We start from the raw sequence: 12,074 nt of genomic DNA on the forward strand, positions 1-12,074 counted from the left end.
TTGGATTATATTGCATAAAAGAGGGTGAATATATGACAGAAAAAAAGTATATATTACCAATGATTCCTTTAAGAGGATTAACTATTTTTCCGTACATGGTACTACATTTTGATATAGGAAGAGAAAAGTCAATTAGGGCATTAGAAGAAGCTTTTATGAAAAACCAGCTAATATTTGTTACAACACAAAAGGAAGTGGAGGTGGAAGACCCGACTGTTGACGACGTTTACAAAGTTGGAACTATTACAAAAGTTAAGCAAATGTTAAAACTGCCAGGAGAACTTATAAGGGTTTTGGTAGAAGGGATAAGTCGTGCTGAAATTCAACAAATAACAAGAGATGATGAATTTTTTGAAGTGGAAGTGATAGAAAAGGAAGAGCAAAAAGAAATTGAGAAGACGCCAGAGCTTGAGGCTTTAATGAGAAGCGTTACTTCAGCTTTTAAAGAATATGTAAATATGACTTCGGGACTGCCTATAGAGAGTTTGTATAGTGTATTAAATATAGAAGAACCTGGAAGACTAGCAGACATGATTGCTGCTCATATATCTCTAAATACGAATCAAAGTCAACAGCTTTTGGAATGCTTTGATGTAAATAAAAGATTAGAAACTCTTTTAGAATTTTTGATGAAAGAATTAGAAATATTAAGCATTGAAAAAGAAATAAATGCAAAAGTTAGAAGTCGAATTGATAAATTGCAGAAAGAATATTATTTAAGAGAACAATTAAAAGCTATAAAAGCTGAATTAGGAGAGACAGATGAGATTGATCAAGAAGTTGAGGAGTATGAAAAGAAAATAGAGGAAAAAGATTTACCCGAAGAGGTTAGAAAAAAGGCAAAAGAGGAATTAAAACGCCTTTCCAAGATGGCGCCTGGTTCAGCAGAAGCTTCTGTGGTGAGAACATATTTAGATTGGATATTGGATTTGCCTTGGAATTATGAAACAGAAGATATTTTAGATTTGAAAAGGGCACAGAAAATATTGGATGAAGACCATTATGGATTGAAGAAAGTAAAAGAGAGGATAATAGAGTTTTTAGCAGTTAGAAGTTTTTACAACAAAATTAAAAGTCCTATTTTATGCCTTGTAGGTCCTCCAGGTGTGGGTAAGACTTCATTAGGTAGGTCTATTGCCAGAGCAATGAACAGAAAATTTGTTAGATTATCTCTTGGTGGGGTAAGAGATGAGGCAGAAATAAGGGGACACAGGCGTACTTATGTAGGAGCTATACCAGGAGGTATTATAAATTCCATAAAAATAGCTGGGTCAAAAAATCCGGTGTTTTTGTTGGATGAAATAGACAAAATGAGTTCAGATTTTAGAGGTGACCCTGCCTCTGCAATGCTTGAAGTCCTCGATCCAGAACAAAACTCCACTTTTAGAGATCATTATCTTGATTTACCTTTTGACCTTTCAAAGGTCCTGTTTATAACAACAGCTAACACTACAGATACTATACCTGCACCTCTTTTAGATAGAATGGAAATTATATATGTTTCTGGATATACTGAAGAAGAAAAACTTCACATTGCAAAAGACTATTTAATACCTAGAATTTTAAAAGAACATGGGGTGCCAGATAACAAGATAATAATCCAAGAATCTGCTATTTACGGAATAATTTCGGAATATACTCGTGAAGCAGGAGTAAGAGGTTTAGAAAAAAATCTATCACAAATTGTAAGAAAGGCTATAAAGAAGATAGTGGAAGAAAACGCACAAGTAATAAAAGTTGGAAAAAGAAATTTACAGTCTTACTTAGGCAAACCTATTTACCGTACTGACAAAGCGAACCAAAAAGACGAAATAGGGATAGTTTTTGGACTTGCATGGACAAGGGTAGGAGGAGAAATTTTAACTGTAGAAGCCTCTATAATGCCAGGAAGCGGAAAACTCAATCTTACTGGACAATTAGGAGATGTAATGAAAGAATCTGCCCAAGCTGGTCTTAGCTACATAAGGGCAAATGCCGATAAACTAAATATAGATAAAGATTTTTACAAAAATGTTGATATACATATACATGTACCTGAAGGTGCAATTCCAAAAGATGGTCCTTCAGCAGGAATAACTATGGTGACAGCTATGGTTTCCGCTCTTAAAAAAGTTCCTGTGAGAAAAGATGTAGCGATGACAGGAGAAATAACTTTGACGGGCAAAATCCTTCCAATTGGGGGAGTAAAAGAAAAAGTTTTAGCAGCCAATAGAGCAGGGATAACAAAAGTAATACTTCCTCAGGAAAATAAAAGGGATTTAGATGAGATTCCTCAAAGTGTAAAGCGAAAATTGGAATTCAAGTTTGTGGAAAGAATTGATGAGGTCCTCGACTTTGCATTGGTTAAGGAGGGCTGTTATGAAAATTAAAACTGTGGAATTTACCAGATCTGCTTTTAATGAGGAGCAGTATCCAAAAGACGATCTTCCCCAAATAGTAATTGCTGGGAGGTCAAACGTGGGCAAATCTACATTGATAAATACAGTACTAAATAGAAAAAATCTTGCAAAAACAAGTTCAAAACCTGGCAAAACTCGAGGTATAAACTTTTATTTGATAAACAACAAATTTTATTTAGTAGATTTGCCTGGATATGGCTATGCAAAAGTTTCAAAAGAAATGAAAAAACAATGGGCGCATAATATAGAAACTTTTCTCAACACCTCTCGCAATTTACGACATGGATTACTTTTAATAGACATACGAAGAGTTCCAACTGAAGACGATTTATTAATGATAAATTGGTTTAAATATAAAAATTTACCTTTTACTGTAGTACTAACTAAAGCGGATAAAGTAAGCAAATCACAAGCCCAAAAAGCGGTGAAAGATGTTTGTAAAATTTTTAACATTAATCGAGAAGAGGTTGTAGTATTTTCTGCGTTAGAAAAGATTGGAGTATCACAAGTGTTATCAATTTTTGAAAAGAATGTGTAAAAATGAGATTTTGAACGATTTTGCGAGAAATTTAATTGACGAGAAGAATAATTATTTAAATTTTTGACAAATTAGTTACAGATAGTGTATTTTAAATGTTATAAACAATTTGTATTAAAAATTTATAAGAGGTATAATTTATGGGTGAAATTCTGTTGATAGTTAAAATATTGACAGAAAATATTTTGATATGCGAAATATTTTGTATCAGAAATTTTTGGGTTGAAGATTTTACATTACGGGTTTATAATTATATGTGTTGGGGGGTAAGAAAAAGGAGGCGAATTAAGTGCAAATACAATCACCAGTAGTGTTTACAATACCTCTATTTGGCGGCATACCTGTTACAATGACAGTAGTAGTTGAGTGGATTATAATGGCTGTATTGATTGTTGCTACTTCTGCAGTTACAAAAGGATGGAAACTAGTGCCTGAAGGTACACAGAATATGGTAGAGCTTATAATAGAGGGATTTAATAAATTTGTAAAGAATTCTTTAGGGGACTATTGGAAAGATTATACTCCTTATTTAGGAACTGTAGCAGCTTTTTTGATTTTGGCCAACACTATAAGCATTTTTGGATTAGCACCTCCTACTAAAGATATAAGTGCGACTTCTGCTCTTGCCCTTATGTCAATTGTTACTGTTGTTATAGCTTCCATAAGAGCAAGAGGAGTTAAAGGGTATGCAAAGTACTTTTTTAAGTCTCCAATAAATTTTTTTATTAATGTTTTAGATTTATTTACAAGACCTTTGTCACTGGCAGCCCGACTCTTTGGCAATATATTTGCAGCTGTTACAATAATGGGACTTATAGAAAGAGCCGTCCCAATAGTACTTCCTGCGGTATTTAGCATATACTTTGACCTTTTTGACGGTCTTTTACAAATGCTGGTGTTTGTGTTTTTGACAATGCTGTATATTCAAGAGGCCATAGAAGAATGAATGACAAACTTAATAATAAACGACAAAGAATTAAAAATTATAATAAATTAATAATGAAAAGGAGATGATTTAAATGGATTTGACAGTTATTGGCGCAGGTATTGCTGCATTAACAGGTATAGGAGCAGGTATTGGTATAGGTATTGCTACAGGGAAGGCAGTAGAGGCTGTGGCAAGGCAACCCGAAGCAGGTGGGAGGATTATGCAGCTTCTTTTATTAGGTGGCGCTCTTGCTGAGGCGACAGCCATTTATGGCTTACTGGTAGCATTCCTCATAATAATATTAAAGCCATAAGCTCAAAAGAGATTTCCTGATGAAAGAAGGGAAAAAAGTTGGGCTTTTTTAACATTTGGACTTTCATTTTTACAATAATCAACATACTTGTTCTCTACTATATACTAAAAAGGCTCTTATTTAAACCTGTTACGCAATTTCTTGAAGATAGAGAAAACAAGATTAAGTCTTCTTTGGAAGAAGCAGAAAGAGAAAAACAGGAGGCTTACAATTTAAAAGCAAAATATGAGGAAATATTGCAAAATGCAGACAATGAGAAAAAAGCCATTATTGAAAGGGCGCAAAAATTTGCGGAAGAAAGAGCAAACAAAATAATAGATGATGCTAACAAAGAAGCTAAGGCTATAATAGAGAGAGCTAAGGAAGAAGCGAGTTTGGAAAAGGTTAAAGCAATGCACGATTTAAGAGAAGAATTATCTCAACTGGTCATTGATGCCGCTTCTCGTGTGCTGGAGAAAAAGATTCCAATTAATGATGAAGACATCATAGAGGAAGTAATCGAGGAGGCTGGGGCATCATGGCACAAGTGATTGCTAAGCGGTATGCTTATGCCCTTTTTAATGTAGCAAAAGAGCAAAATAAATTGAAGGAATATCGCGACGAGTTAATGAAAGTAATGGAAATCTTGCAAATTGACAAGGTAAAACAAATTTTTAATAATAAAAGCATTGATAAAACCAAAAAGATAAAATTTGTAGAACAAATTTTGAAAGATTTTGATAGAGAAATAGTAAATTTTATAAAAGTCATAATATCAAAACAAAGAGAAAACATGATTGGGGAAATTATAGATCAATTTACGAGTTTGTATAAAGATTATTTTAATATAGTGGATGTAAAAGTAATTTCCGCCCATCCACTGAGTAAGGACGTATTGCAAAGGCTTAAAGAAAGATTAGAAAAAAAGCTGTCAAAAAGCGTAAACATAGAGCCATTAGTCGATAAAAATATATTAGGTGGCTTAAAACTCATCATTGGAAACACTGTAATTGATGGTTCGATAAAAGCAAGGCTTAATGCACTTCTTAAAAATATTAAACAAGCAGTGTAAACTCAGTTTAAGAAGGTGAAAATATGGCCATAAAACCCGAAGAAATAAGTTCAGTTATAGAAGAAAAAATAAAAAATTTTGATTTCAACATTGAAACACAAGAAATTGGTCATGTTATTCAGTCAGGAGATGGAATTGCCAAAATTTATGGCCTTGACAATGCTATGTTGGGAGAAATGGTGGAGTTTGAAAGCGGAGTCGTGGGAATGGTCTTAAATCTTGAAGAAGACACAGTTGGTGCTGTAGTCATTGGAGACCCTGAAAAAGTTAAAGAAGGGGATACAGTAAAAAGAACAGGAAAAATCATGGAAGTGCCTGTTGGGAAAGAAATGCTAGGAAGAGTAGTAAATCCTCTAGGGCAACCCATTGATGGCAAAGGGCCAATAAACTATGAGGCAGAACGCCCTATTGAATATCCAGCTCCACCGATCATCAAGAGGAAATCTGTTGATACACCTTTACAGACAGGCATTTTGGCCATAGATTCCATGATTCCAATAGGAAGAGGGCAGAGGGAATTAATAATAGGAGATAGACAGACAGGCAAAACTGCAATAGCCATAGATACTATAATAAATCAAAAGGACAAAGGTGTATATTGTATATACGTTGCTATAGGACAAAAAGCCTCAACTATTGCAGGGATTGTAGATATGCTTCAAAAACACGGCGCTATGGAATATACAACAGTTGTTGCTTCAACTGCCAGTGACTCAGCAGCGCTTCAGTATATTGCACCTTACGCAGGATGTGCCATAGGAGAACATTTTATGTACCAGGGTAAAGATGTATTAGTAGTTTATGATGACTTGTCCAAACACGCAATAGCTTATAGAACTATATCCTTGCTTTTGAGAAGGCCACCGGGAAGGGAAGCATACCCTGGTGATGTGTTCTACCTTCACTCAAGGCTTCTTGAACGCTCTGCGAGACTTGCAGATGAATACGGCGGAGGTTCTTTGACTGCTCTTCCCATTGTTGAGACGTTGGCAGGGGATATATCGGCATATATTCCAACAAATGTAATTTCGATTACGGATGGACAGATATATCTTGAATCAGAGCTTTTCCATGCAGGGATACGGCCAGCTATAAACGTGGGATTATCTGTATCCCGAGTAGGCGGTGCTGCACAAATAAAGGCGATGAAAAAAGTGGCAGGCCATTTAAGGCTAGAACTTTCTCAGTATAGAGAATTACAGGTTTTTGCTCGTTTTGGTTCTGACTTGGACCAAGCGACCCTTGACGTTTTAAGACAAGGGGAAAGGATAATTGAAATCACAAAACAACCTCAATATCAGCCAATGCCGGTCGAAGATCAAGTAATTGCCATATATACTGTGATGAATAGATATGTAACTGATATTGAGGTAGAAGAAGTGAGACCTTTTGTAAAAGGACTTTTAGAATTTTTAGATATAAATTATCCCGAAATAAAACAGTCAATAAGGGAAACAAAAGATTTAACCTCTGAGACAGAGGAAAAGTTAAAAGCTGCAATTTTGGAATACAAACAAAAGTACGCCCCAAAGGGTGATAGCTGATGGGAAAAAGAGATATAGCCTTACGTATCAAAAGCGTCAAAGAGACCAGAAAGATTACAAGAGCTATGTATTTGATATCAGCTTCAAAGTTTCAAAAGGCAAAAGTCATGTTAGACAATGTAAGACCTTATTATCATAAGGTTTTGCTTACTATGAGGGATATATTGCTTCACACCGGGGAAGTTACTTCTCGGTATCTTGAGAAAAAAGAGCAAGACAAAAAGGATAAGAGAAAATCTCTGATAGTCATAACAGGAGATAAAGGCCTCTGCGGCACTTACAATCACAATGTCATAAAAACAGCCCAAGAAATAATTGACAGGGAAAAGGTAGACTCAATTGTTGTAATAGGTGAAGTGGGGCGACACTACTTTGTCAAAAAAGGATACAATGTAGACATAGAATTTCTATATACTGCTCAAAATCCAACAACAGCTGCAGCAGGGGAAATAACAGATTTCATACTAAATGCATATGATAAAGGACTGGTGGACGAAATATCTATTGTCTATACTGAAATGCAAGGACTTGTGCAAAAGGTAAGAGCCTTGAGGCTTTTACCTTTGGATATTGATAATTTTATGGAATTAGCTAAGGAAGGGAAACCTGAAAAGAAGGAAGTAGTAATTGATAGTGACATGGTATACGAACCTTCTGCTGCAGAAGTCTTTAACGTACTTGTTCCTGAGTATCTAAAAGGTCTAATATACAGCATACTCGTTCAAGCTTTTGCTTCAGAGCATTTTTCAAGGATGGTAGCAATGGATGGTGCAACGTCAAATGCTGACAAGATGATAAACAGACTTACATTGGAATACAATAAAATGAGGCAATCTTCTATTACTCAGGAACTTTCAGAAATAATAGCAGGGGCATCTGTATAAAAGGAGATGATAGATTGAAGAAGGGATATATTACACAGGTCATTGGTCCTGTTGTTGATATAAAATTTGAAGGAGAACTTCCACCTATAAACAATGCTATAAAAATACCTATGGGGGATAGAGAATTAATTGTTGAAGTATCACAGCACGTAGGTGACAATATAGTAAGATGTATTGCGATGGCTCCAACTGATGGCTTACAAAGAGGAATGGAATGTATAGATACAGGTAATACCATAATGGTTCCTGTGGGAAAAGGAACCTTAGGTAGGATGTTTAACGTGTTAGGGCAGCCGATTGATGAATTAGGGGAAGTCAATGATGTAAAATACATGTCGATTCACAGAAAAGCACCTCCTTTTGAAGAGCAAAGCCCTGCTACTGAAATTTTGGAGACAGGTATAAAAGTTATAGATTTACTAACTCCCTATCCGAAAGGGGGCAAAATAGGGCTTTTTGGCGGGGCTGGTGTTGGCAAAACTGTTTTGATAATGGAGCTTATACGAAATGTTGCGATAGAGCATGGCGGCTATTCAATTTTTACAGGCGTTGGTGAAAGGTCCCGTGAAGGAAACGAATTATGGCATGAAATGCAGGAATCAGGAGTTCTCGACAAGGCTGCTTTTGTATTTGGGCAGATGAATGAGCCACCGGGTGCCAGGATGAGAGTAGCTCTTGCAGGACTTACAATGGCAGAGTATTTCAGAGATGAAGAACACCAAGACGTACTTTTATTTATAGATAACATCTTTAGATTTGTTCAGGCGGGTTCAGAAGTTTCGGCACTTTTAGGAAGAATGCCTTCTGCAGTTGGATATCAGCCTACTTTGGCAACAGAGTTGGGGCTTTTGCAAGAGAGAATTACTTCTACCAAAAAAGGCTCCATCACATCAGTTCAAGCTGTTTATGTACCTGCCGATGACCTAACTGACCCTGCTCCGGCTACCACTTTTACTCACTTGGATGCGACAACTGTTTTGTCAAGAAGTATTGCTGAAATGGGAATATATCCTGCTGTTGATCCATTGGATTCTACTTCCCGCATATTAGAGCCCCATATAGTAGGAGAAGAGCATTATTCTGTGGCAAGAAAGGTACAAGAAATCTTGGAGAGATATAAAGAACTACAGGATATAATCGCCATATTGGGCATGGAAGAACTGACAGACGAAGACAAACTCATTGTTTACAGAGCGAGAAAAATACAGAGATTTTTATCCCAGCCCTTCTTTGTAGCAGAAACTTTTACTGGAATACCTGGTAAATATGTGCCACTGAAAGAGACCATCAGAGGATTTAAAAAGATTGTAGAGGGAGAAATGGATGACATTCCAGAAGCCGCTTTTTACATGGTAGGAAACATTGACGAAGTCTATGAAAAAGCTGAAAAGATGAAATGAGGTGGAATGAATGGATAAAAATTTTCACCTCGAGGTTTTAACTCCTCATAGAAAATTTTATGAAGGGGATGTGGAAGAGATAATAGTTACTATAACCACTGGTCAAATAGGTATTTTAAAAGGCCATATCCCCATGACAGCAGCCATAGGTACAGGTACTTTGCAGATCAAAGAAGATGGCCAGTGGCGAGAAGCCTTTATTTCCGGTGGCTTTATGGAAGTTAAAAGAGATAGTGTGACAATTTTGTCCAGTGCAGTGGAGTGGCCTGAAGAAATTGATATAGCTCGTGCTCAAGCGGCTAAAGAAAGGGCAGAAGAAAAACTCAGACAAAGAAGAAGTAAACATGAACATCTTTTGGCGGAAGCCGCTTTAAAAAGAGCATTAACGAGGCTCAACATTGCAAGTAAATATCACCGTATGTAAATATAGAACTTCCTACTGGTAATTTAAAAGCAGTAGGAGGTTTTGTTATTTGCCTGTTTCTTTTTCAGGTAGTTCAGAAAGAACTATACCGGTAAACATAAAAATTCCACCTAGTATTGCTCTAAAAGACATTACTTCACCCCCAATTAAAAAAGCAGCTATTGCAGCGAAAACTGGTTCTAATGCAAATATCAAAGCGGCATGGGTAGCAGTAGTATAGGCTTGCATTGTATTTTGTGCAACAATAGCAAAGGCCGTAGCGAAAACACCAGTTATTACAATTGCTGACCATACATTGAAAGATGTAGGTACAAAAGGCTTTTCAAGTAACAAAGTTATAATGCCGCTTAAAAGTGCAACTATTCCTATTTGAATAGTAGCGAGCAAGTATGTATCCAAGGTGGAGGCATATTTTGCTATTAAAACAATCTGCATTCCAAACGCAAAAGCACACAAAAGCGTCAAAAAGTCACCTATGTTAATAGATAAATCAATATTTGCAGTAAGCAGTATAAGTCCTATAAAAGCAAGTACAATTCCCAAAATTGAAGATTTTGAAGGTTTTCTTTTAAGAAACACTGCTTCTAAAATTGGTACTAATACTACGCTAAAGCCGCTTATAAAGCCTGATTTGGATGCTGTAGTGTATTTAAGTCCCATTGTCTGAAAGGCATAACCTAAAAAAAGCATTGCCCCAATTACCGAAGCAACAGCCAATGTTTTTTTGTCAATGGTTTTTAATTTTTTATGAAAAATTATTGTAAGAAGCAAAAAAGCTAATAAAAAACGTATAAAAAGAAAGTTGTATACCGGAAGTGTCTGTATAGCATTTTTGACTATTATAAATGTAGTTCCCCACACCATAGTTACTAAGATAAGCACAATGTCGCTTTTAAGTTGCGTTGACAAGCTATCTCCTCCTCGTATGTTACTAAAATAAAGCTATAGTTTAAAGTTGTGAACAATTGGCATACGCCTTCCTATTCCAAAGGCTTTGGTGGTGACTTTGAGTACAGGTGCTGCTTGTTTTCTTTTGTACTCTACTCTGTTGACTTTATTTATAACATCTTTTACCAATTTTTCATCATATCCCTTTTCTACTATTTCTTTTACTGACCTGTTTTCCTCTATATACATTTTCAGTATTTCATCTAAAATCTTATAAGGAGGTAATGAATCTTCATCTTTTTGATTAGGTCTTAATTCTGCAGAAGGGGCTTTTTCAATTATAGAAATTGGAATTATTTCTTTTTTTCTGTTTATATATTTCGCAAGCTCGTATACCATCGTCTTAGGGACATCTGCAATTGGTGCAAGGCTTCCACTCATATCTCCATAAAGAGTGCAATATCCCATTGCCAATTCTGATTTATTTCCGGTAGTTAAAACAATGTGCCCTTCCCTATTTGATATAAACATTAAATAATTACCTCTTATTCTTGCTTGTATATTTTCTTCTGCCAGGTCACCTATGGCGCTGTTATCACCATTGAAAACGGATAAATAACTTTCAAACACGGGCTCTATTGGGATTACTCTAAATTCAATTCCCAAATTTTCAGCCAGTATTCTTGCATCACTTTTACTTCCTTCAGAGGAGTATCTTGAGGGCATTGAGACGGCAAGAACATTTTCTTTTCCTAAAGCTTCTACTGCAATAGCACAAACTACTGCCGAGTCTATTCCACCACTTAAGCCTACTACTGCCTTTTTAAAACCTGATTTTTTACAATAATCTCTTACACCAAGGACAAGAGCATTATATACCCATGATATATCCTCTTTCATTTCGGGGAGCTCTTTAAAATTTTTCAACTCATCAATATCGACAATTTTAATGTCTTCCTCAAAAGCTTTAAGTTGTACCACTCTTTTGCCCTCTTCATTTACTACAAAACTAGAACCGTCAAATATCAACTCATCATTTGCACCAACTTGATTCACATAGATAAAAGGAATTGCGTACTTTTTTATCTTTTTCTCTATCATTTCTACTCTCATGTTTTGTTTACCCAGGTAATAAGGAGAGGCCGAAATATTTATAAAAATATCAGGCTTTAACTTATATTGCTCTTCTAAAACATCAACAGAATAATCTACATTTGGTTCAAAAACATAATCTTTCCATATATCTTCACATATATTAACTCCTAATTTTATTCCTTTAAAAGAAGCTACCTTTCTTAATTGTGCTGGTTTGAAATATCTTTTTTCATCAAACACGTCATAGTTGGGAAGTAAAGTCTTGTCAAAAACCTCGACTATTTTACCGTCATAAATAAAAAAAGCAGAATTATAAAGGTTGCCTTCTGTGTCTTGCCTTACAGTACCCAGTATTACTCCAATTTGATAAGTAGCAGGTAAAACTATTTCATTTATATATTTTTCATTGGCCTTTAAAAAATCTTGCATAAACAAAAAGTCTTTAGGAGGATAGCCTACAGTAGCTAGTTCAGGGAACACCACAAGGTCAGCTTTTTGGTATTTTGCTCTATTTATAAACTCTACTATCTTTTCGAAGTTTCCTTTTATATCTCCTACAACTGGATTTATTTGTGCCAATGCGATTTTCATTAGTTTTCACCCCGCAGTT

The 12,074-nt window shown here is 35.6% G+C and carries 12 protein-coding genes; 10 read left to right on the top strand and 2 right to left on the bottom strand.

Going from position 1 to position 12,074, the window contains the following annotated elements; translation table 11 throughout:
- Positions 1–32: 32 nt before the first annotated feature.
- The 10 genes from lon to TMATH_RS03510 all read left to right on the top strand — a co-directional run bounded on the left by lon (position 33) and on the right by TMATH_RS03510 (position 9,481).
- On the top strand, positions 33–2,369 hold the full coding sequence (gene lon, locus TMATH_RS03465) for an endopeptidase La (protein WP_013149992.1): 2,337 nt from the start codon (positions 33–35) through the stop codon (positions 2,367–2,369).
- Positions 2,359–2,937, top strand: coding sequence for a ribosome biogenesis GTP-binding protein YihA/YsxC (yihA, locus tag TMATH_RS03470; RefSeq protein WP_013149993.1), 579 nt, complete (start codon positions 2,359–2,361; stop codon positions 2,935–2,937). Before lon ends, yihA begins: the two co-directional genes overlap by 11 nt.
- A 289-nt stretch (positions 2,938–3,226) precedes the next feature.
- Positions 3,227–3,883 (top strand): F0F1 ATP synthase subunit A, encoded by a 657-nt coding sequence (locus TMATH_RS03475; protein ID WP_013149995.1) that lies wholly within the window; start codon positions 3,227–3,229, stop codon positions 3,881–3,883.
- Positions 3,884–3,956: 73 nt separating this feature from the next.
- On the top strand, positions 3,957–4,178 hold the full coding sequence (gene atpE, locus TMATH_RS03480; RefSeq protein ID WP_012994735.1) for an ATP synthase F0 subunit C: 222 nt from the start codon (positions 3,957–3,959) through the stop codon (positions 4,176–4,178).
- Between the two features lie 38 nt (positions 4,179–4,216).
- Positions 4,217–4,708, top strand: a complete 492-nt coding sequence (gene atpF, locus TMATH_RS03485) for a F0F1 ATP synthase subunit B (RefSeq protein WP_013149996.1) — start codon at positions 4,217–4,219, stop codon at positions 4,706–4,708.
- Entirely contained in the window at positions 4,696–5,229 is a 534-nt protein-coding gene (atpH, locus tag TMATH_RS03490; protein ID WP_013149997.1) for an ATP synthase F1 subunit delta, read from the top strand. The genes atpF and atpH overlap by 13 nt, the downstream gene beginning before the upstream one ends.
- A gap of 23 nt (positions 5,230–5,252) precedes the next feature.
- Positions 5,253–6,773 carry a F0F1 ATP synthase subunit alpha gene (gene atpA / locus TMATH_RS03495; protein WP_012994738.1) on the top strand — a complete coding sequence of 507 codons (1,521 nt, stop codon included), beginning with the start codon at positions 5,253–5,255 and terminating at the stop codon, positions 6,771–6,773.
- A complete protein-coding gene (gene atpG, locus TMATH_RS03500) occupies positions 6,773–7,657 on the top strand; it encodes an ATP synthase F1 subunit gamma (protein WP_013149998.1) in 885 nt (294 codons plus the stop codon). Before atpA ends, atpG begins: the two co-directional genes overlap by 1 nt.
- A 14-nt stretch (positions 7,658–7,671) precedes the next feature.
- The gene (gene atpD / locus TMATH_RS03505; protein ID WP_013149999.1) at positions 7,672–9,057 is read left to right on the top strand and encodes a F0F1 ATP synthase subunit beta; all 1,386 of its coding nucleotides are present in this window, start codon (positions 7,672–7,674) and stop codon (positions 9,055–9,057) included.
- A gap of 10 nt (positions 9,058–9,067) precedes the next feature.
- The gene (locus tag TMATH_RS03510; RefSeq protein ID WP_013150000.1) at positions 9,068–9,481 is read left to right on the top strand and encodes a F0F1 ATP synthase subunit epsilon; all 414 of its coding nucleotides are present in this window, start codon (positions 9,068–9,070) and stop codon (positions 9,479–9,481) included.
- 45 nt (positions 9,482–9,526) lie between these two features.
- Here TMATH_RS03510 and TMATH_RS03515 read toward each other — a convergent pair whose 3' ends face one another.
- Both TMATH_RS03515 and TMATH_RS03520 read right to left on the bottom strand, forming a co-directional pair.
- On the bottom strand, positions 9,527–10,390 hold the full coding sequence (locus TMATH_RS03515; RefSeq protein ID WP_013150001.1) for a DMT family transporter: 864 nt from the start codon (positions 10,388–10,390) through the stop codon (positions 9,527–9,529).
- A 33-nt stretch (positions 10,391–10,423) separates the two neighbouring features.
- Positions 10,424–12,055 carry an NAD+ synthase gene (locus TMATH_RS03520; RefSeq protein WP_013150002.1) on the bottom strand — a complete coding sequence of 544 codons (1,632 nt, stop codon included), beginning with the start codon at positions 12,053–12,055 and terminating at the stop codon, positions 10,424–10,426.
- Positions 12,056–12,074: the final 19 nt, after the last annotated feature.

The organism is Thermoanaerobacter mathranii subsp. mathranii str. A3 (assembly GCF_000092965.1).
Lineage (GTDB): Bacteria > Bacillota > Thermoanaerobacteria > Thermoanaerobacterales > Thermoanaerobacteraceae > Thermoanaerobacter > Thermoanaerobacter thermocopriae.